General features: G+C 65.5%; 14 protein-coding genes and 2 pseudogenes. 5 read left to right on the top strand and 11 right to left on the bottom strand.

Translation table 11 applies throughout. The features are described 5' to 3' along the window. Nucleotides 1–80: 80 nt before the first annotated feature. Nucleotides 81–8,629: pseudogene (locus KFB96_RS19850) on the bottom strand (glucoamylase family protein). An 813-nt stretch (nucleotides 8,630–9,442) separates the two neighbouring features. On the opposite strand from KFB96_RS19850, the gene KFB96_RS19845 reads away from it, so the two are divergent. After that, a complete protein-coding gene (locus KFB96_RS19845) occupies nucleotides 9,443–9,580 on the top strand; it encodes a hypothetical protein (RefSeq protein ID WP_300970560.1) in 138 nt (45 codons plus the stop codon). 197 nt (nucleotides 9,581–9,777) lie between these two features. Here the strand turns inward: KFB96_RS19845 and KFB96_RS19840 are convergent, their stop codons facing one another. Then, nucleotides 9,778–10,713, bottom strand: coding sequence for a Gfo/Idh/MocA family oxidoreductase (locus KFB96_RS19840; RefSeq protein WP_213460727.1), 936 nt, complete (start codon nucleotides 10,711–10,713; stop codon nucleotides 9,778–9,780). Nucleotides 10,714–10,836: 123 nt separating this feature from the next. After that, entirely contained in the window at nucleotides 10,837–10,965 is a 129-nt protein-coding gene (locus KFB96_RS27015) for a hypothetical protein (RefSeq protein WP_300970558.1), read from the bottom strand. Between the two features lie 195 nt (nucleotides 10,966–11,160). On the opposite strand from KFB96_RS27015, the gene apaG reads away from it, so the two are divergent. Together apaG and KFB96_RS19830 are read left to right on the top strand one after the other, a co-directional pair. Continuing rightward, on the top strand, nucleotides 11,161–11,535 hold the full coding sequence (gene apaG / locus KFB96_RS19835; RefSeq protein WP_213460726.1) for a Co2+/Mg2+ efflux protein ApaG: 375 nt from the start codon (nucleotides 11,161–11,163) through the stop codon (nucleotides 11,533–11,535). 27 nt (nucleotides 11,536–11,562) lie between these two features. Continuing rightward, nucleotides 11,563–12,414, top strand: coding sequence for a symmetrical bis(5'-nucleosyl)-tetraphosphatase (locus KFB96_RS19830; RefSeq protein WP_213460724.1), 852 nt, complete (start codon nucleotides 11,563–11,565; stop codon nucleotides 12,412–12,414). Here the strand turns inward: KFB96_RS19830 and KFB96_RS19825 are convergent. After that, nucleotides 12,390–12,932, bottom strand: a complete 543-nt coding sequence (locus KFB96_RS19825) for a dihydrofolate reductase (RefSeq protein WP_213460722.1) — start codon at nucleotides 12,930–12,932, stop codon at nucleotides 12,390–12,392. The two genes, KFB96_RS19830 and KFB96_RS19825, sit on opposite strands and share 25 nt — an antisense overlap. Before the next feature lie 109 nt (nucleotides 12,933–13,041). On the opposite strand from KFB96_RS19825, the gene KFB96_RS19820 reads away from it, so the two are divergent. After that, on the top strand, nucleotides 13,042–13,248 hold the full coding sequence (locus KFB96_RS19820) for a DUF29 family protein (RefSeq protein ID WP_300970557.1): 207 nt from the start codon (nucleotides 13,042–13,044) through the stop codon (nucleotides 13,246–13,248). Nucleotides 13,249–13,346: 98 nt separating this feature from the next. Here the strand turns inward: KFB96_RS19820 and KFB96_RS19815 are convergent, their stop codons facing one another. Then, nucleotides 13,347–13,718 carry a zinc ribbon domain-containing protein gene (locus tag KFB96_RS19815; protein WP_213501514.1) on the bottom strand — a complete coding sequence of 124 codons (372 nt, stop codon included), beginning with the start codon at nucleotides 13,716–13,718 and terminating at the stop codon, nucleotides 13,347–13,349. Between the two features lie 9 nt (nucleotides 13,719–13,727). On the opposite strand from KFB96_RS19815, the pseudogene KFB96_RS19810 reads away from it, so the two are divergent. Beyond that, nucleotides 13,728–13,874 (top strand): annotated as a pseudogene (locus KFB96_RS19810) (transposase); the annotation flags it as partial. Between the two features lie 168 nt (nucleotides 13,875–14,042). On the opposite strand, the gene rsfS reads toward KFB96_RS19810, so the two are convergent. The 6 genes from rsfS to leuS form a co-directional block, all read right to left on the bottom strand. Continuing rightward, complete coding sequence (gene rsfS / locus KFB96_RS19805; protein WP_213460718.1) at nucleotides 14,043–14,399, bottom strand: ribosome silencing factor; 357 nt, start codon at nucleotides 14,397–14,399, stop codon at nucleotides 14,043–14,045. Between the two features lie 154 nt (nucleotides 14,400–14,553). Then, entirely contained in the window at nucleotides 14,554–15,183 is a 630-nt protein-coding gene (nadD, locus tag KFB96_RS19800; RefSeq protein ID WP_213460716.1) for a nicotinate-nucleotide adenylyltransferase, read from the bottom strand. Between the two features lie 58 nt (nucleotides 15,184–15,241). Further along, entirely contained in the window at nucleotides 15,242–16,516 is a 1,275-nt protein-coding gene (locus KFB96_RS19795; RefSeq protein ID WP_213460714.1) for a glutamate-5-semialdehyde dehydrogenase, read from the bottom strand. A 385-nt stretch (nucleotides 16,517–16,901) separates the two neighbouring features. Further along, complete coding sequence (gene holA, locus KFB96_RS19790; RefSeq protein WP_213460712.1) at nucleotides 16,902–17,936, bottom strand: DNA polymerase III subunit delta; 1,035 nt, start codon at nucleotides 17,934–17,936, stop codon at nucleotides 16,902–16,904. A 340-nt stretch (nucleotides 17,937–18,276) separates the two neighbouring features. Further along, nucleotides 18,277–18,861 (bottom strand): LPS assembly lipoprotein LptE, encoded by a 585-nt coding sequence (lptE, locus tag KFB96_RS19785; RefSeq protein ID WP_300970555.1) that lies wholly within the window; start codon nucleotides 18,859–18,861, stop codon nucleotides 18,277–18,279. Then, nucleotides 18,861–21,521 (bottom strand): leucine--tRNA ligase, encoded by a 2,661-nt coding sequence (leuS, locus tag KFB96_RS19780; RefSeq protein ID WP_213460710.1) that lies wholly within the window; start codon nucleotides 21,519–21,521, stop codon nucleotides 18,861–18,863. Before leuS ends, lptE begins: the two co-directional genes overlap by 1 nt. Nucleotides 21,522–21,778: the final 257 nt, after the last annotated feature.

Below are 21,778 nucleotides of genomic sequence, written 5' to 3'. Positions count from 1 at the left end.
GACGCTGCTTCTCGAGCGCTGCTTGGGTCTTGAGCGGAAGCGAGTAAAGACTGCTGTCTTCGGAACAGTGCGCGGGGCGATTACCCCGGCCGCTCCCCCTGGACGACCACCTCGACCCGATGTTCCCGCCGGTCGTCCACCAGCGGAATCGTCGGCGCGTCCTGCACGACGCCGTCGAGCGTGATCCGCGTTCCGCCCTCTGTATCGACACGTTGCGTCACGGCGATGTGGTAAAGCGTCTCCCGATAACGGTAGCGCAGCGTGAACCCGTCCCAATCGGCGGGCAGACAGGGCGCGACATGGAGGGTGTCGACCTCGAGCCTCAGCCCCAGTAGAGACTCCAGGATCAACCGATACATCCAGCTCGCCGAGCCGGTGTACCAGCTCCAGCCACCGCGCCCGACATGCGGCGCGACGCCGTAGACATCGGCGGCGACCACATAGGGCTCGACCTTGTAGGTCGCGATGTCCTCGGGCGTGCGCCCGTGGTTGATCGGGTTGATCAGGGAGAAGAGCTCCCAGGCCTTCGCCGCATCGCCCAAGCGCGCGAACGCCATCGTCGCCCAGATGGCCGCATGGGTGTATTGCCCGCCGTTCTCGCGCACGCCCGGCACGTACCCCTTGATATAGCCCGGATTCAGATCGGAGGTATCGAAGGGCGGATCCAGGAGTTGAATCAACCCGGCGTCCCGACGCACCAGGCGCGTATCCAACGCCGCCATCGCCGTGCGTGCGCGGCTCGGGTCGCCGGCCCCGGAGAGCACCGACCAGCTCTGCGCGATGGAATCGATCCGGCATTCCTCCAGACTCGCCGAGCCCAGCGGGGTGCCGTCATCGAAGTAGGCGCGCCGATACCAGCCACCGTCCCAGCCGTGCTCCTCGATGTTGACGCGCAACCGGGCGGCCTCTGTCAGGCAGCGTTCGACGAACGGCTTATCGCCCCGCAAGCGCGCCACCTCGCTGAACTGCATCAGCACCTCATGGAGGAACCAGCCCAGCCAGATGCTCTCGCCACGGCCCTGGATCCCGACCAGGTTCATGCCGTCGTTCCAGTCGCCGGATCCCATCAGCGGCAGTCCATGCTCGCCGAACCGCAGACCGTGCAGGATGGCGCGCACGCCGTGCTGGTAGAGACTCGCCGATTCCTCGGACTGACCGGGGAGATCGTAATAGGAGTCGTCCTCCCCGCTGACCAGGCGTCCCTCCAGGAATCGGGTCGTTTCGTCCAGCACGCCGGTATCCCCGGTGGCCAGCACATAGCGGCAGGTCGCCAGCGGGAGCCACAGATAGTCGTCGGAGCACCGGGTGCGCACCCCTCGGCCGGAGGGCGGATGCCACCAGTGCTGGACATCGCCTTCGGGAAACTGACGCCCCGCGCAGAGCAGCAGGTGCTCGCGCAACAGTCCGGGCTCGGCATGGACCAGGGCCATCGCGTCCTGCAACTGGTCGCGGAACCCGAAGGCGCCGCCCGACTGGTAGTAACCGCTGCGCGCCCACACGCGGCAGGCCAGGGTTTGATAGAGGAGCCAGCCGTTGGCCAGGACGTCGAGCGCGGGGTCCGGGGTGTCCACCTGCACGGCGCCCAGGGTGTGCGTCCAATGTGCCTGGATCGCCTCCAGCGCAGATCGGGCAGCGGACGCCCCGCGGTAGCGATTCACCAGCGTGCCGGCATCATCGGCGCCGCGCCGACCGGCCACACCGAGACGGAAGACGATTTCATGCGTTTGCCCGGCGGCCAGATCGACGCTGACTTGAAGCGCGGCGCAGGCATCCAGCCCGGCACCGACCTTCCCGGACAGCCTTAAGCGCGTCAACGCGGCCGGGGCGCTCAGGGTTCCGTTGCGCCCGATGAATTCAGTCCGGTCGCCGCTGACGGTCCGAGTCGGATCGTCCACGTCGAAAAAGGCGCGGCGATCCGCGAACTCGGTGTTGTAGGGGTTATGCGCGAAGAGTGCGCCGCAGATCGGGTCGATCTCGGTGATGACGTGCAGGGCCGACTTCGGCCGCAGATCCCCGAGCACCCACTCCACATAGCCGGTCGCGGACAGCCGGCGCGCCTGATTGGAGCGATTGCGCAGCTTGAGCACCGAGAACTTGATCGGTGCGTCCACCGCGACATAGACCCACAGCTCCGAGGCGATGCCGTCCTCGGTGTGCTCGAAGACGCTGTAGCCGAAACCGTGCCGGCTGGTGTACTCAGACGCACCGCCGGCGGGCAGCGGCGTAGGCGACCACAGGTGTCCGCTCTCCTCGTCGCGCAGATAGAAGGCCTCGCCGCTCGCGTCGCCGACCGGGTCGTTGTGCCAGGGCGTGAGGCGGAAGGCGTGGGCATTCTCGCTCCAGGTGTAGGCCATGCCGCTCGCCGAGATGACCGTCCCGAAGTGCGCATTCGCCAGGACATTGACCCAGGGTGCAGGCGTCGTCCGGCCGGCTTGGGTCGTGACGACGTACTCGCGCCCGTCGGGGGTGAAGCCGCCCAGCCCGTTGTCGAAGAGACGGAGCGGGCGGCCGGCCGGCTCCGTGTCGCTGACCCATTTGGGCTCGACCCTGCGACTCCATTCGGCAAAACGGCCGCGGGTCGGGCGTAGGCGCGGGATACGCGCTTGCCGCGGAGCGCGCCGACCGAGCTGCTCCGCCAGGGTGCCCCGAGCGTCGCTGAGGATGGCTCGCGCCACGGTTTGGAAGAGGATGCGATCCTCGTTGGAGATCTGATCGGCCGGGCGCACGAAGATGCCGCCGGGTCGATCGATCACATGCGCCTCGGCGCCCGCGGCGATCAGACCCAGGATCTGATCCTGGAGCAGCTGGCGGTAACCGGCGCGATCCTCGTTCCAGATCACCAGATCCACGGTCAGTCCCTTCAGGCGCCAATAGGCATGCGCCTGGACCAACTGTTGGACCAGCTCGATGTTCTCCGGGTCGCCGATCTGCACCAGTACCATCGGCACATCGCCGGACACCGCATGGCTCCAGAGCCCGGATTGTCCGCGCCTATTTTGAGCGAGCACGCTCGGCTCGGCACGCAGCGAGGCATTGGCGTAGAGGATCGAGCTGGCCAGGCGTCCGTAGAGCTGCACGTCGGACTGGCTGGCATTGATCTGGCGCAGCACCACCTGGCTGTGGGTCCAAGCCAGATCGAAGACGCGATTAGCGAGTCGCTGATCCTGGTACTTCTCGACCAGGCTCACGGCCATCTCGCGATCCTCGCCGATACCGGTGACCCGATCGAGGGTGGCGGATTGATCCGGGTCCAGCGTGATGGCATAGCGGATGACAACCACGGGATCGAGCACCGAGCCGGCGCTGCCCGAGAGGCCCTCATACCCATGCATCGCCTGCGGATCGGCGACGGTGCGGTCGCGACCGATGAAGCGCATCCGGTCCGTCTCGTAGGACGGCGTGCTGCAGTCGGCCCCGCGCACCACCATCAGGTGGAACATCCAGGGCGAGGACTCCTCGCGCGAGCGCGGCCGGCGGGTGCAGAGGATCGCCGGTTGCGGATCGAGCAGCTCGGTCTGCACGAAGAGGTTGCTGAAGGCCGGATGCGACGCATCCGCAGCGGGCGGGGCGAGCACGACCTCGGCGTAACTGGTGACCTCGATGACCCGGCGGCTGCGCGAGCGGTTGGTCAGGCGCACCCGGCGCAGCTCGATGTCGTCTTCCGGCGAGACGGCGATCTCGGTATAGGACTCGATCCCCCGATCACGACGACGAAACTCGGCGCGACCCTCCGAGAAGATCGCCTCGTAGCTGTCCGGCTCTTTGAGCGTCGGCTGATAGGCGGTCGACCAGAAGTCGCCGCTCGCCAGGTCGCGCACGTAGCAGAAGGTGCCCCAATGGTCGCGGGTGGTGTCTTCATGCCAGCGGGTGACGGCCAGATCCTTCCAGCGGCTGTAGCCGCCGCCCGCGTTGGTGAGCATCACATGGTAGCGGCTGTTCGACAACAGCTTGACCTCGGGGATGGGCGTGTTGGGGCTGGTGAACACGCGGATCTCCGCCTCCTGGCTGCTTGCGGTGGTGCGGATGTCGGTGGGCTCGCCGGTCGCGTGCAGATAGAAGGAGGGTGTCTTGGGGATGCGCTCCTGCAGCAGCAGCGCGGTCGCCTGAAACATCGGTGCCGCCATGAAGCGCCGCTGCATCGGACGGTCCAGGAGCAAATAGGCCAGCGACAGAAAACTCATGCCCTGGTGATGGGCCATGAAGGAGCGCACCACGGCGCTCGTCTGCCCGCGGGGCAGTCGGGAGGGCGTGTAGTCGATCGCCTCGTAGAAGCCGTAGCGGCCTTCGAACCCGCTCGCGGCGAGCCGCTGGAGATTCCGGCACGCCGCCTCTGGCGCCACCATCAGCGCGAGTGCGCAGGCATAGGGCGCAATGACCAGATCCTCGGCCAGCCAGCGCTTGAGACCCAAACCGGGCACGCCGAAGGCGCGGTACTGATAGTTCAGATGAAGGTCGACGGTGTTGTAACCGGATTCGGACACGCCCCAGGGAACACCGCGCAGCTTGCCGTACTCGATCTGCCGTGCCACTGCCGTGCGATAGGTCTGGTCGAGCAGGGTGTTGTCGTAGGTCGGCATCACCAGCAGCGGCATGAGATATTCGAACATGGAGCCGCTCCACGACAGGAGCGTCGACTCGCCGGCGGCGACGGTCAGCAGGCGCCCCAGGGCAAACCAGCTCTCCTGCGGCAGATGGCCCTGCGCAATCGCCACGAAACTGCCGAGCCGCGCCTCCGAGGCCAGCAGGTCGTAGAAGCTCGCATCCTGCCGCCGCTCGCCGACGTTGTAGCCGATCGCCAACAGATGACGCGACCTGTCGTACAGGAAGGCATAGTCGGCTTCGGCCAGGTCGCAGGCGTGCTGGGCGAGGTGTTGGAGCCTGGCGATGCGCGCGCGGGCAGCGCCGCCGGCGCCCCGCTCCGCCTCGAGCCCGGCGAGCTGACGCAGCGTCAGGGACAGATCGCCGGAGCCTTCCGCGCCGAACGCAACCGGGGCCTCCAGACAGGGAGCAAACAACAGCAGATCATCCAGGACGGCGCGGCATTGACGGGCCAAGGCCCCGGCCCAGTCGTTCGCGACGCCTTCGGTGTGCGCATGCAACGCCTGCGCCGCGTCCTCGGCGGCTGTTGCCAATGACGCGAGACACCGGCGCGCCGTCGCCAGCGTGGCGGGGGCGAGCGCGAGGCCGACTCCAGCGCCTGTTTGAATGGCGCGAGCGCGGCCGGCAGGACGCCATCGCGATGCGGCTCGGGACCGGCTTGCAGCGCGTCCGCCAGAATCCCGAAGCTGTCCTCGATCCCGTCCAGCCAGCGTGGGTTGAGGATGGGAGCGTCGATCAGCGCGAGCAGACCCGGCTGCAAGGTCAGCAGATGACCCGCGAGGTTGCCGCTGTCCACCGACGAGATATAGAAGGGCGCGAGCGGCTTCAGCGTTTGGGTGTCGTACCAATTGAAGAAATGGCCGCGATAACGCTCCATGCCGGCCATCGTGCCCAGCGTATTGGTGGTGCGCTCGATCAGTCCAGTCACCGGCAGATAGCCGAAATCGTAGGCGGCCAGATTCGCGAGCAGCGACATCCCCATATTGGTCGGCGAGGTGCGATGCGCGAGCACCGGCACGGGATGCTCCTGATAATTGTCCGGCGGCAGCCAATGGTCCTCCGGCCCGACAAACCGCTCGAAGAAGGCCCAGGTCTTGCGGGACACGGCGCGCAGAAAACGCACCTGCTCGGCCGTCAGGCGGGCCTCGCGACGCGTCAAGGGGCGGCTCATCCACCAAGCGATGGTGGGCGCGGCCAGCCAGAGCAAGAGGATCGGCCCCGCGACGATCAGCACGGCCGGGGCGAGCCACGCCAGCGCGCAGATCGTGACCAGGGCCAGCACGGGCGCGATCCACATCGTCTTGTGAAAGGCGACGATGTCACGACGCGAGCGATCCAGATCGCCCGACGAGGTCCATTCGAGCAGTCGTCGCTGGCTGACCCACATTCGCCAGAGGGTGCGGACCGTGGCATCCAGGCTGAAGTAGCCCTCGTAAGGGAGACAGACGACGGTAAAGAGGGCCTGCTCCAACTGACGGATCGCCGTGCGGAGCGCGGCCGCGAGGTGATCACGCCAGCGCACGTCGCCCGGCTTTTGCAGGCCGTTCAGGAGCGCGGTCAGCAACGAGGGGATCAATGAAATACCGAGCACGGCCAGGGTCCAGAGCCCCGGGGACGCCGTGAGTGTCCAGCCCAGCACGAACAGCAGCGTCAGCGCCGCCGGCACGAGACTGCGCCGCAGATTATCGGCCAGCTTCCAGCGCGACAGCGCCGAGAGCGGGTTCCTCCGCAGGCGTCCTTCGAGACCGGGAACGCGCGGCGACAGCCAGCGCGCGATTTGCCAGTCGCCCCGAATCCAGCGGTGGCGTCGGCTCACGTCCACGCTGTAGCAGGCGGGAAAGTCTTCATACAACTGCACATCGGAGACCAACCCCGAGCGGACATGACAGCCTTCCAGCAGGTCATGGCTGAGGATGCGATTCTCCGGAAAACGGCCCTCGAGCGCCTGCTCGAAGACATCGACATCGTAGATGCCCTTGCCGATGAAGGAGCCTTCTTGGAACCAATCCTGGTAGACATCGGAGACGGCGTGGGTATAGGGATCGATGCCGGCGTCGTCCCCGTGCATCCGCGCATACCGCGACCGATTCGCACCGGGCAGACTGACGGCCACGCGCGGTTGCAGAATGCCGTAGCCCTCCGAGACGACCTGCCGCTCGGGGTCGTAGTGCGCCCGATTGAGCGGGTGTGCCAGGGTCCCGACCAGATCCCGCGCCGCATCGCGCGGGAGTTGGGTGTCGGTGTCCAGGGTAATGACGTAGCGCACGCCAAGCAGGATCGGCGTCTCGCCCACGATCGTTGCGAAGCGATCGCCGGCTCCGCCACGCAATAGCGCGTTGAGATCGGCGAGCTTGCCGCGCTTGCGCTCGTAACCCATCCAGATCCGCTCTTGCGGATTCCAGCGGCGCGGGCGGTGGAAGAGGAAAAAGCAAGCGCCGCCGTCGCGCGGGTATTTCGCGTTCAGGGTCTGGATCCCTTCCGCAGCCAGCCGGACCAGTGTCTCGTCTTCGGGCTGCGTCTGTGCCGGCGCATCGCGAAAATCGGTCAGCAGGGCGAAGTGCAGGCTCTCATCCCGATTGGCCAGAAACCGCACCTCCAGCCCCTCGATCAGCGCCTCGATGCTCGCCGCGCCGGTGAGCATCGTCGGGATCACCACCAGGGTGCGCGATTCCGACGAAATGCCGAGGGAAAAATCCATGCGCGGCAGCGGATAGGGTATCGCGAGCAAGGTGGCCAGCCAGTTCACCAGCGCCACCGCGAGCTGACTGGTGCCCAGCACGGCAGATACCATCAGGAGCAGGAGCAGCCAACCCGACAGGCTGCCGGACTGCACCAGGAGCGCCCCGGTGAAGAGCGCCGTCAACAGGAAGATCGCCCCGAGATAAAAAAACAAGGGAAACCGCCGACTCCGTCGTTGCAGCGATTCCAGGGTACAGAGGCAGGCCCGCGTCCGGCTCTCCAGTCGCGGCAATCCGCGATCGATCAGATAAAACCCCACATGCGCCGCACGCTCGGCACCGTCGTTCCCGAGCGCGCCTGCGCGCGCCAGCTCGACCGCCTGTCGCGCCACCTCCGCCTCGGACAAGGCGCTGTTCTTCGCGACCTTCTCCACGACGTGCCGATAACGGTCGCGGGTGGCAAAGTCCATCCGGCCGTAAATCCCGCCCGGATCCTCGCGCAAGGTCTGCTCGACCAAGCTCATGGTTTCCACGAACTCGCGCCAATCCGTCGCCCCGAGGCAACGCAGACTGCCGATGCTGTTGCCGATGGACACCTGATCGGCGGCCTGTTGCTGGTTCTCCAACTGCACCAACTGCTCGATCGTCAGACCCGACTCGGCGAGCTGCTGCTCGATCCAGGTCAGAGGCAAGGCCAAGGCGGAGCTCTGACCCTGCAGTCGGCGCGCCAACTCGGCCACGAAGGCGCTCGTCAGCGGCGGGTTCGAGCGCGCCATGTCGGCGATCACCAGGATCAGATTCTTGGGGTCCTGCTCGACCATCGCCATCATCCGATCGGCCCAGACATCGGCCAGGTTTTGGTCGGTCCGGCTGGCGGCGATCAGCACGGCGACACGGCGCAGATTCTCGATCAGCGCCAGGCGCAACATGATCGGGATGGCCCACAATTCGCCCAGCCGCAGGGTGGTGACCGTTTGATAGGCCGCGACGAAACGGTTGAGGTTTTCGGGGTCGACCCGACCATCGCCATGGGCGATGATCTCCAGCGCGAGGTCATAGACGCGCGGCAGTCCGGCGGAGGGTCCTTGGAGCAGGCGCGGCAGTTGCCGGCTGTACCCCTTGGGAAGATGTCGCTTGGCGGTGCGGATCTGATCTTCGATCAGATAAAAATTGTCGAGCAGCCATTCGCCGGCCGGCGCGATCCGACGGTTCTCCGTGACGGCGGCCATGAGCAATCGGCACACACCGATCAGGATGGTTTCATTCTCGGTCAGGCGAGCGAGCAGACGGTCCGGTGGATGTCCGGGCATCAAGGCGTGCGCATCGGCAAGGCGCTTGCCGTGCTCTTCCATCTGAACGGCGCTGAAAAGCTCCGAGCGCAACGGCGGCTCGTCGCCGACAGGCGCCTTGATCAAACCCTTAGCGGGAAGCCATCTCCTGAACTGGAACAGGGTGTCGCGAATCGCCAAATGACTCTCCTTTAAACGTCCTATCTCCGACGCGGCCTTGCTCGTAATTCCGGCCATCGTGGCACTTGGCGCAGAGCGCCACGGGGCATGCGTGACACCGCAGAGCGGGTGTCACGAGCGAAGGTCACCACCGAGTCGTTGTCGTTGTCGTTGTCGTTGTCGATTACGACAACGACTTCCTGCGCCGCCTTGGTGGACTGCGTTGCGCTTGCCCCTACTCTACCCTAGAACGCCGTTCGTCACTCGAGCCTTCGTGGCCTGACAACATCGCGTCACATCCCGCCGTCATCACAGCGCACGCGGCCTTGATCATATGCCCGGCCAGTGGCTGACGAACAGTGCGTAGTCAGGGCTTCCGGCCCTGATTCCGTCAGGCCAGGATGGCCTGACGACGCAGGCAGCCGACCATGTGGTCGGAGTGAACAAGACCGCGCACGCAACGCGATGGATTCAATGATGACTTGTAATACGATTTAAACGTATTGAAGGAATCCTTTCCCGGCATGGATAAGCGTTTGGTGGTCGCACGATTAACCGATGCGTATTCCGGACATGGAGCCGAGGAGCCCGAAAGCGGACGTGACCGATCGGGATGACGGCGAGCCCCTGCGCGATAAGACAGCGCCCGCGGCTGCCCGACAACGCGTTCCGCTTGCCGAGTGTTTCCGTTCCACCCGGCCCACGAGGAGACCCCACGTGCATCCCGAGAAGAATTCCGCTCTCTTCGAGAATCGTCTTCTCGCATCGCTGCCGGACGAGGATCATCGACAGGTGCTGACGCGCTGCGAGTCGGTCGAGCTTGCGCTCGACGAGTGGTTAGTGGTTAGTGGTTAGAAACGAATTCTTGAACAGTGACGGTTCAAAAAAACCGCGAGATGTAGGATGGGTAGAGCGTCAGCGAAACCCATCCAGCCCGCGCCAAGGCCATCGGACCGAAACCCGGCAACGCGGCGGTTTGGAGGATGGGTTTCGCTCACGCTCTACCCATCCTACCCGTCATCAAAGTGTTCACCTTGTTTCTGCATCGTCGCTTAATGGCCAGTACGAGCCCGAACCTCCAGAGCAACCTCGAGCGCGTTCAGTCCAGTCTGTCCGTCCACCAGCGGCGGGCGTCCCTCGCGGATACAGCGCACGAACTCGGCTAACTCGAGATCCAGCGGTTTGACCGGCTCGACACTGATGCGCTCGCGCGTGATCTCCGGGCGTGCGGAACCGGCGATACTGCGGGGCGCGGCGATATCGATGGTCTGCGCGATGAAGTCGAGCGAGAGGTAGCTGCCCGGCTGGAAGACCCGGATCCGGCGCGTGGTCTTCTCCGAGACGCGGCTGGCGACGACATTGGCCACGGTCCCTTGGTCGAACTCCAATCTGGCACTTGCGATGTCGACGTGATCCGTCAGGACCGATGCGCCGACGGCCGAGATGTTGGCAATGCCGCCCCCGACCAGGGAGAGGATGATGTCGATGTCGTGGATCATGAGGTCCGAGACCACGTCGACATCGGTTGCGCGCTCGGTGAAGCCGCCCATCCGTTGGGCTTCGATGTAGACGGGCGCGTGGATGCGCTGCGCGAGCGCCATCACTCCGGCGTTGAACCGCTCGACATGCCCGATTTGCAGGGTCGCATGATGGGCGCGCGCCAGGCGGACGATCTCGACCCCGTCGGCCAGGCTCGCCGCGATCGGCTTTTCGAGCAAGACCGGTATGCCCCGCGAGAGAAAAGGCGCTGCCGCCTCCAGATGCGCGCTCGTCGGGACCACGATGCTGACCGCATCCACACCCCCAATCACATCCTCGATCCGCGCACAGGCGGTACATCCGGCCTCGGCGGCGACCGCTGCGGCGCGGGCCGGATCGACATCGACGACGCCCACCAGCGCGACATCCGGCATGCGCGAGTAGATCAGGGCATGAAAGCGCCCCAGATAGCCGACACCGATGACGGCGACGCGGAGTTTATCGGACATAGGTTGCGACCGGATGCGTTGTTGAGCCTCGGAGCCCCCGGGGACGGACCCTGGCGTGGGTCGCACGGCATAGCGTCCCGAGGCTCGGTTGATATCACGTCGTCCTCCCGCGCGTCGAGCTCTTCAGCCGCCGAAATCCTTCGGTGCGACCGCCTGCTTGGCGATCGGCGCGCGCTCGACACTCGCATAAAGACCGATTTGATAGACCACAGTCGCCACCATTCCGATCAACGCAAAGGCGATCACCAACACCACGAGATCGGGCTTGGAAGGAGAGGAGTTGGGGCGCATGCGTCGACCGACCTGAAATTAGGACTCTGGCTGCGTGGCTCGCTGTCCTTGCGGGACACCGAAATGAATGGATGCTCCGATGTGCCTGGATCGCGCAACGGGGCCATGTGTATTATCACGCGATCCGATGCGCTTGTCTGCGACGTGGAGGTTCAGGTGAAAGAGTTTTCGATCAAGATTTCGGCCAATAGTCAGTACCAACCGGAGCGGTCTTCCCCCGACGAAGGCCGCTATGTGTTCGCTTATACGATTGTGATCGAGAATCACGGCGGCCAATCGGCACGCCTGCTCGATCGGCACTGGATCATCACGGACGCGGACGGCAAGGCTCAAGAGGTCAGGGGAGAGGGTGTCGTGGGCGAGCAACCGCACCTGAGACCGGGTGAACGTTTCGAGTACACGAGCGGCACCATCATCGCCACCCCGATCGGCAGCATGCACGGCAGCTACGGCATGATCGGCGACGACGGGACCCGCTTCGATGCCGATATCCCGGCCTTCTCGCTGGCGTCCGCCATGACCATTCACTGAGCCGACACGACCGGGACCGACACGGCCATGTCCATCTATGCCGTCGGCGACATCCAGGGGTGCTATCGGGAGCTGCGGCAACTGCTCGACAGGCTCCGGTTCGATCCAGGCGTCGACCGACTGTGGCTCGTCGGCGACCTGGTCAATCGCGGGCCTGAATCCCTTGCCGTACTGCGGTTCGTGCAGGATCTAGGCGATAGCGCCGTCACGGTTCTCGGCAACCACGACCTGCATCTCCTCGCCTTGGCCGAAGGCAATACCCGGCATGCGGGCAAGAGCACGCTCGACGCGGTGCTGCGGGCGCCGGACCGCGACGCGCTCTTGCATTGGCTGCGCCAGCGCCCGCTGCTGCACCATGATCCGGATATCGGTTTCTCGATGATCCATGCCGGTGTGCCGCCGCAATGGAGCCTTGAAGACACTCGAGCCCGCGCGCACGAGCTTGAGTCGACCCTGCGCGGCCCGGACCATCGCGCCTACCTGATGGCGATGTACGGCAACAAACCCAAGCGCTGGTCGCCCGATCTGGCCGGCATGGACCGTCTAAGGTTCATCACCAACTGTCTCACCCGACTGAGGTTCTGCGCGTCGGACGGCGCCCTTGCCCTCGGCGAGAAGGGCGAGATCGGCAGCCAATCGGCGGGGCGTCTGCCCTGGTTTCGGATGCCGGACCGGCGCACCCGCGGCGACCGGATCATCTTCGGCCACTGGTCCACCATCGGCTACCTCGCCGAGCACAACGTCTGGGGACTCGACAGCGGCTGTCTCTGGGGCGGCGCACTGACCGCAATCCGGATCGACGGCGACGGCGACGGACAAACGTCGATCACACCCATCCAGCTCGACTGCGCGGGCTATCTGCGGCCCGGATCGGAGTGAAGCGCGGGCACGCGGCGAAGCTCCAAGAAGGTCATGGCATAGGCGTTGCGGTCGTCGGCCGGACGCTCGACCCGGCCCACCTCGACCCAATCCGCCGGATCCCAGCACGGAAAGCGGGTATCGCCGTCGATGGTCGCATGGACCAGCGTCAAATAGAGACCGTCCGCGCGCGGAAGCGTCTCGGCATAGAGTGCCGCCCCGCCGACGATCAACAGCTCGGGCACCGGGCCGGCCGCCTCGATCGCGGCATCCAGAGAATCCACCACGAGACAGCCGTCCGGACGAAAGGCCGGATCACGGGACAGCACGATGTGGCGTCGACGCGGCAAGAGCCCGGGCAGGGATTCCCAGGTCCGCCGACCCATGACGATCGTCTTGTCGAGCGTGAGCTGTTTGAAGTGACCCAGATCGGCCGGCAGATACCAAGGCAGTCGATTCTCCCGACCGATCACGCCGTTGTCCGCGATCGCGGCGACCAGGCAGAGGGGCGGGGCTTGGCGTTGTTCGGTCGATGTCATGGCGGATCACGTTTGGTCTTTTCCCTGAGATCATCTCATCATACCTGCAACGTCCCACCCATTCCCCGAGGTCACCGATGCAGAGCACCTACGACGTTGACTTCTATGCTTGGGCCAACACCCAAGGCACCTCGCACAGAACCCCAGTCTCAAGGCGAAGCTGGAACAAGCGGTCCTTGACGCCTATGGCGATGCCATCCTCGAGGCCGCCCGCGACACCGGACTCGCCGAGGAGACCTTCCCGCCGGTCTGCCCCTTCACCATCGAGCGGATCCTGAACGACGAGGGACCGGGCGACGAGCCTAAAGCCATGTAGGGGGTAGGGGGTAGGGGCGACTTCAGTCGCCGACTAACGACGATGGTTCCTTGTCCTTGACATCCTCGCCGCCCTGAAGGACGGCGATTCCTACGGCGCTACACGCAAGAAAGCTCGCGAATAGTCGCTTCGGCGGGTTCCTGGGCCGACGCTCCAATGAGCGAAGTATCTCCGCAGGCTAACCGGGCGTGTCCCGCCCTTAGAACATTGATCGCACCGACCAAATCGGCGTTTTCCTCGAAACCGCACTCCACGCACGCGAACCGGGCTTGAGTCTGCCTGTTCTCCTTGGCGATATGCCCGCAGCACGGACAGGTCCGGCTGGTGTTCTGTGGGGGCACCGCGACCAGGTGCCCGCCACTCCACGCCGTCTTGTAGTCCAGTTGCCGGCGAAACTCGAACCAACCCTGGTCGAGAATGGCTTTGTTCAGGCCGGACTTGGCCCGAACGTTGGTGCCCGGCGCTTCCACCGTCCCGGCCGCCTACTGCGCCAAGAGCGCCAGGACATTCAGCAGCGTTACTGGAAAGGCGTCCTCTGGTCGCCCTCCTACTTCGCCGCCTCCTGCGGCGGTGCCCCGATTTCCATCGTGCGCCAGTACATCGAACAGCAACAGACTCCCACCTGAACAGATGCCGGACGGGTCCACCGTCCGGCGCTATCCATCCCCGCCCTGAACGACGTGGCTTTTCGCGCAAGACGGGTAAAAAATCCTAAACCGCGTCACCTCCGACGCTCAAGAATCCGGCCGAGGCAGCGCCAATCCAAAAACGATGCATGTCGCTCCGGACGCGGTTTAAAGCGGAACGGCGGCAACCTTTGCCACGGTAGCCGGTGCAGCCCAGAGCTTTTCGAGATTGTAGAAGTCACGCACCTTGGGGAGCATGACATGCACCACGACCCCGTTGAGGTCCACCAGGGCCCACTCGCCCTCGGTGACGCCCTCCATCCCCAGCGGGGTCTCGCCCGCCTCCTTCGACTTGTAGGCCACGGTCTCCGCGATGGCCTTCACATGCCGGTCCGAGGTGCCGGAGGCGACGATCATATAGTCCGTAATGGCGGTCTTGCCCCGCACGTCCATCACCTCGATGTCGCGGGCCTTCATCTCGCTCAAGGTCTCGACGACCAGTTCCCGAAGTGTCTCAAGCTGCATGCGATCTCCTCTGCTTTTGAATTAGGGGCGCGACGCGATCGGTCGCACGGGGGTTTGCGTCGCACCGCGATCCGCGGCGACGACTACACCCTCCTTGGTCGGATCCGACGGGCGACGGTGCAAACGTTGCCCTGCGGGTCGGCAGGCCTCCGGCTCACCGATACAAGCCTTCCGCCGCGATGATCGAGATCACCGCATCGGGCAGCAGCCAGCGCGGACTCAGACCCTGGCGAATCAGGTCGCGCACACCGGTTGCCGAGACATCGATCTGGGTCACGTCCTGAAAGAGGATGCGGCCGGCCGGCGTCTCTGCCAAGTCGTCGGCCCGATCGCGGAGACGTCCCGTGCAGAATGCCTGCAGGGCAGGATCGAGCGCGACGGACGCACCCGGTCGCCGCATCACCACGAGATGCGCCAGGTCCAGGATATCCGCCGGGCGATGCCAACCCGGGAAGCCCGCAAAGGCATCGGCGCCGATGAGCAGACACAAGGGCGGTTCTCGGCCCAGCTCGGCACGCAGCGAGATCAGGGTGTCGTAGGTGTAGGATCCGCCCGGCCGCTCGATCTCGCGGGGGTCCGCGACGAATCCCGGTTGACCGGCGATCGCGGCCTCCACCATGGCCAAGCGCAGCACCGAGGAGGCGACCGGCGGCGCACGATGCACCGCGACATTGAGCGGGACGAGGCGGATCTCCTCCAGACCGAGCGCTTGGAGACAATCGAGCGCCGGACGCAGATGTCCGAAGTGGATGGGGTCGAAGGTGCCGCCGAGGACGCCGATCATCAAGGTGTCGAGCTGCGACCGACAGCCGAATCCACGCCACCGAGGCATCCCTCGGCCATCAGGTGCGGACCTCTCCGTCGCCCAGCACCACGAACTTCACCGAGGTCAGACCCTCGAGCCCGACCGGCCCGCGCGCATGAAACTTGTCCGTGCTGATCCCGATCTCCGCACCCAAGCCGTATTCGAACCCATCGGCAAAGCGCGTCGAGGCGTTGACCATGACGGAGCTGGAATCGACCTCGCGCAGGAAGCGTCGGGCACGGCTGTAGTCCTCCGTGACGATCGCATCCGTATGGGCCGAGCCGTGCGCGGCGATGTGATCCATGGCGGCATCGAGCCCGGAGACGACCCGGATGGCGAGGATCGGGGCCAGATACTCGGTGTCCCAGTCGGCCTCGGTCGCGGCGATCGCCTCGGGCAGGATCTCGCGGGTGCGCGGACAACCTCGCAGCTCGACACCCTTCTCGCGATAGGCGGTCGCCAGACGCGGCAGGATGGTCGCCGCGACGGCCTCGTCCACCAAGAGGGTCTCCATGGTGTTGCAGGTCCCGTAGCGCTGCGTCTTGGCGTTCATGGCGATGTCGAACGCCTTCTGCGGATCGGCATGGGCGTCGATGAAGACATGACAGATGCCGTCGAGATGCTTGATGACCGGGACCCGTGCCTCGCGGCTGATCCGCTCGATCAGTCCCTTGCCGCCGCGCGGGATGATCACGTCGACGCACTCGGGCATGGCAATCATGGCACCGACCGCCGCACGATCGGTCGTGGCGACCACCTGCACGCCGTCGGCGGGCAGACCGGCCTCGACCAGACCCTGCCCGATACAGGCCGCGATCGCCTGATTCGACGCGAAGGCCTCGGAGCCACCGCGCAACAGCGTCGCGTTGCCCGATTTGAGACAGAGTCCGGCCGCATCCGCGGTCACGTTCGGCCGCGATTCGTAGATGATGCCCACGACACCCAGCGGCACGCGCATGCGCCCGACCTGGATGCCGGACGGGCGGTAATCCAGATCCGTGATGGCGCCGATCGGATCCGGCAGGGCAGCGATCTGACGCAGGCCCTCGATCATGGTGTCGATGCGCCCCTCGGTCAGCTCGAGCCGATCGAGCAGCGCGGCATCCAGGCCCTTGCCCGCACCCTGCTCGAGATCGATCCGGTTGGCGGCGACGATGGCATCGCGTCGGCGGTCGATTGCGTCGGCGATCGCCGACAGGGCATCGTTCTTCCGGCGGGTCGTCGCGCGCGCCAAAGCGCGCGACGCGGCACGGGCCCGGCGTCCAAGGTCAGCCATGTAGGCGTCGATATCGGTGATCTGTCGTTCGCTCATCTCGGACCTAAACCGCGCCCGGCGCGGTATGCGATGTTGTTGGATGGGATCGGCCCCGGCAGACTTGACGACCGTTGGAGCCGGCGCGGTTTAAAGTATTCAAATAGTGTAGCGGTGCAGAGATTCCGTGACCGTCCGAGATCATCTTCGTTGTCGTAATCGACCAGCGATACGACCACGACCACGACCACGACCACGATTACGATTACGACAACGACAACGACAACGACAACGACAACGAACGGTCTCGACACATCTGCCGTGCTGCACTCGCTATTCGGAATCAGTGTAAGACGGCGCCGGGGGTCTGTATAGCCGAAAAGGGCTATAGATCAGACTGAAGTGGTCGCCGCGCGGTAACCGAGCAGACCCGGCCGGACGGGTCTCAGCGCTGCGGGATCGGCCGACCCGCGCGAAAACCGCCGGCGGCCAAGGCATCGGCGACCACGGCCAGACGGTGCCAGGGATCCCCGACGGCGAGCCCCTTGATCGATTGATCCACCAGCGAGCACTGATGGAGCAGCCCGCGCAGCAGGGTCGGCGAGAGCCGCGACAGTGCGCGCTCCATCGCCTGGAGACGTTGCGGCGGCATCCGCGCATCCCCCGCACCCGGCCCACGCGCGCCGCCCGCCCGCGCCCCGGCCGCCTCGGCCAGGGTCCGAAGCTCCCGTGCCAAGACCCAGAGCACCAGGACATCCGCGGTCCCTTCGGCGCGCAGGACCGAGAGTACGCGCTGGGTGCGGGCGCGGTCTCCGGACAAGGCCGCGTCGGTCAGCGAAAAAAGGTCGAAGCGGGCACTGTCGGCGAGGTTCCCGAGCAGATCGTCGAGCGCGAGCGGTCCCGGATCACGCAGCAGACGCTGCTTCTCGATCTCCTGCACCGCCGCCAGCAGGTTGCCCTCGGCACGCTCGGCCAACAGCTCGGCCACACCCGGCCCCGGCTGCAGCCCGACCGACTGCAGACGCTGACCGAGCCACTGCACCAGCTCGCGCCCCTTCAGGGGCCAGACCTGCACCAGTGCGCCGACCGACTCGACCCGCTTGGCCCACTGACTCTGCAGCTCCTTGCGATCGAGCTCGGGCGCGATGATCAGCAGCAGGTTGTCCGGACAGGGCCGATCGCAATAGGCACGCACCGCAGCACCCCCGTCCTTGCCGAGCTTCGCCGTGCCGATGCGCAGCTCGATCAGCTTGCGCGAGGAGAAGAGCGACATGGCGTCGGCGGAGGCGCCCAGGGCATGCCAGTCGAAGGCGGCGTCCTGGTCCAGGATCTCGCGCTCGGCAAACCCCTGACGGCGAGCCGCCTCGCGGATCAGACGCGCCGCCTCGCCGAGCTGGTAAGGCTCGTCACCGCAGACCAAGTACAGCGGGGCCAGTCCGCGGGACAAGGTGTCTTGGAGCTGATTGAAGCGTAGGCGCATGGGGTTCAGGGTTCAGGGTTCAGGGGTCGGGGTCGGGGGTCGGGGGTCGGGGGTCGGCCTGATTCCAGCTTGAGATGTCTCCGTGTCTCCGTGAGAGATCTTGGCCTGTAGGTTGTGCTGACGTTAAACCGCGCGCGGTGCGGTATGCGTCATGTGTTGGAGTGGATCGGCCGCGCCAGCTCCGACGACTGTCGGAGCTGGCGCGGTTTAGAGTATTCAAAAATATTAAATTTTAAACCGCGTCTCCAAAAAGGTCGGAAAAATCCTTGAGCCCGACACAACATGAAAATAACGCATGTCGCTCTGGACGCGGTTTAGGAGGCACAACTTGCGCCGACGGTCAGAGCAACGTCACACGCAGGCGCATCAGGATCCGATCGGCGGCGTCGCGGGCGAAATCCTGATAGATCAGCGCCTCTTCGAGCTGTTTGCCGAGGACCTCCACGTCGGGGTTGTCGAAGTTGCGCACCAGATCGAGCGTTTGGCCCGGGACCTTCTGAGCCCCGTCGGGCGTGACGGCGTCGTAGCTCACCAGATAGTGAAGCTCGTAGGCCAAGACCCGACCGCCCGAGTCGACGGCCACCACCTGCGCATACCGACTCTCCGAGAGGATGCGCAGAATCAGGTTCGCCTCGCCCGCCGTTGGTGCCAGTGCGACGTCGCCGCCCGCGAGCTGATCGATCAGGGCCTCGCGTACCGGCGAGTTGCCGGCGGCCTGGATGTAGATCGGATTCAGCGCGGCCGGGATCTCCACGACACCCCGCAAGCGAAAACCGCAGCCGAGCTGAGCGAGACAGACCAGACCCAGAACCAGAAGAACGGCGGCTCGGCCCCACGCGAGGGAGCGGGCACGCGACGAGCCGCCAAGCCGCCCACCGGCCGGGGCTTGAAGGGACGTCTCGGATCGGCGGGCGGGCATCGGCATCAGTTGGCGACGATGTTGACGAGCTTGTTCGGCACCACGATGACCTTGCGCACGGTCGCCTCGCCGATGAAACGGCGCGCATTCTCGCTCGCCAGCGCGGCGGCCTCGACGGTCGCACGATCCGCGTCCGCGGGGACCTTCACGCTGTCGCGTAGCTTCCCGTTGACCTGAACCACATAGTCGATCGTCGACTGCACCAGTGCCGCGGCGTCCACCTCGGGCCAGGTCGAGCCCAGGATGTCCTCGCCGAACCCCAGCTCGCGCCACAGATGATGGGTGACGTGGGGTGCGATCGGCGCGAGGAGACGCAGCACGATCGCCAGACCCTCGCGCAACATGGGGCCGCGCGCGGGTGACTCGGGATCGAGCTTGTAGAGCACGTTGACCAGGGTCATGCAGCCGGAAACGACCGTGTTGAACTGCTGGCGCTCGTAGTCGAAGCGCGCCTTCTTGAGCACGCCGTGGATCTCGCGCCTCGCCTCGCCGGCCGCCTCGTCCAGATCGCTCGCCGCCGGGGCGCCTGCGCCGCGGATCGTCTCCGCCTCGGTCGTCGCCAGCCACCAGAGCCGCTTGAGGAAACGGAAGGAGCCCTCGACCCCCTCGTCGTTCCATTCCAGCGACTGCTCCGGCGGAGAGGTAAACATGGTGTAGAGCCGCACCGTATCGGCACCGTAGCGCTCGGTCAGGACTTGCGGGTCGACGCCGTTGTTCTTGGATTTCGACATCTTCTCGATGCCGCCGAAGGTCACCGGCAGACCGTCGGCCGCGAGCCAGGCGCGCACCAGCCGGCCCTTCTCGTCGCGCTCGGTCTGTACCTCGGCCGGATTGATCCACTGCTTGCGCCCGTCCGCATCCTCGCGATACCAGGTCTCGGCGACCACCATGCCTTGCGTCAAGAGCCGGGCGAAGGGCTCGTCGCAGTCGACCAGCCCCTCGTCGCGCATCAACTTATGGAAGAAGCGCGCGTAGAGCAGATGCAGGATGGCGTGCTCGATCCCGCCGACATACTGATCGACCGGGAGCCAATAGCGCGCCCGCGCGTCGAGCATGGCCGTGTCGCAATCCGCCGAGCAGTAGCGGGCGTAGTACCAGCTCGACTCGAAGAAGGTATCGAAGGTGTCGGTCTCGCGGGTCTCGCCGCCGGGGAGATCCGAGAAGGACGGCATCTTTTTGAGCGGCGAGCCGGAGCCGTCGACGACGACGTTCTCGGGTAGACGCACCGGCAGATCGGTCTCGGGGCGCAGACTGCCGTCGGGGCCGTTCACCACCGGGATGGGGCAGCCCCAATAGCGCTGGCGCGAGACGCCCCAGTCGCGCAGCCTGAAGTTCACGCGCTTGCGGCCCTTGTCGTGCTCCGTCAGCCAGGCGGCGATGGTCTCGAACGCCTCGGTACTGGTCAAGGTCGAGAAAGGGCCGGAGTTGATGAGAACGCCTTTTTGCTCGAAACGCGGATCCCAGTGCGACCAGTCCAGGGGCGGATCCGAGGGGTCGTCGGAAAGGGCGACGATCGGCCGGCTTGCCGCGGCCGCATCGTCACCCGCGCTGATATCGAGCCGGCGGTCTTTCCAATCCTCGGGAACGATCACCGGACGGATCGGGATGCCGTATTTGTGCGCAAAATGAAAGTCACGTTCATCGTGCGCCGGGACCGCCATCACCGCACCCGTACCGTACCCCATGAGCACGAAATTCGCGGCGAAGATCGGCACCGCCTCGCCGGTCACCGGATGCAGGGCATTCAGGCCGAGCGGATGTCCCTTCTTCTCCATCGTCTCGATCTCGGCCTCGGAGGTCCCGCCTTTGCGGCACTCCTCGATAAAGGCCGCGAGTGCAGGCTGATCCTCGGCGGCACGGCGCGCGAGCGGATGCTCGGCGGCGACGGCCACATAGGTCACGCCCATGAGCGTATCCGGACGGGTCGTGTAGATCTCCAGCGTCTCGTCCGAGCCCTCGATCCCGAAGCGCATCTCGACACCTTCGGAGCGCCCGATCCAGTTGCGCTGCATGGTGCGCACCTGCTCCGGCCAGCCGTCCAGGCCGTCGAGCGCGTCCAGCAGCTCCTGGGCATAGTCGGTGATACGCACGAACCATTGCTGGATCTCGCGCTTCTCCACCGGCGCGCCCGAGCGCCACCCCTTGCCGTCGATGACCTGCTCGTTGGCGAGCACCGTCTGGTCGATCGGATCCCAGTTGACCGTCGCCTGCGAGCGATAGACCAGCCCCTTCTCCATCAGACGCGTGAAGAGCCATTGCTCCCAGCGGTAATAGTCCGGATTGCAGGTCGCAAGCTCGCGGTCCCAGTCGTAGCCGAAGCCGAGCTGCTTGAGCTGGGTGCGCATATAGTCGATATTCGACGTGGTCCATTCCGAGGGCGGGATGCCCTTCTGGATGGCCGCGTTCTCGGCCGGCAGACCGAAGGCGTCCCACCCCATCGGCTGGAGCACGTTCTTGCCGAGCATCCGCTGATGCCTCGCGATCACGTCGCCGATGGTGTAGTTGCGCACATGCCCCATGTGCAGCCGCCCCGAGGGATAGGGGAACATCGAGAGGCAGTAGAATTTCTCGCGCGAGCGGTCCTCGACGGCCTTGAAGGACTGGTGGTCTTCCCAATAGCGCTGGGCCGCGGCCTCGACGGCCTGCGGGTCGTAGTCGGTCTGCATGGATGCTCGGTCTTCCGGCAAGGGGGTGACGGCGATGGGCGTTAGGATACCGCAGCGGACGGATCCGCGGCGACCCGGGGCACATCGGGCGCACCTCGGGGCGAGACCAGCCGGTGCACCCGGCCTTGCGAAATCGCGGCCATACTGCACACTTTAACCTCGTGCAGCACGGCAGATGTATCGAGACCGTTCGTTGTCGTTGTCGTTGTCGACCATCGATTACGATTACGATTACGACAACGACAATGTAAAGATGA

It is taken from the genome of Thiocapsa sp., assembly GCF_018399035.1.
GTDB lineage: Bacteria > Pseudomonadota > Gammaproteobacteria > Chromatiales > Chromatiaceae > Thiocapsa.
The sequence above is the reverse complement of the archived record's forward strand: the minus strand, read 5'-3'. Positions and strand labels throughout refer to the sequence as shown.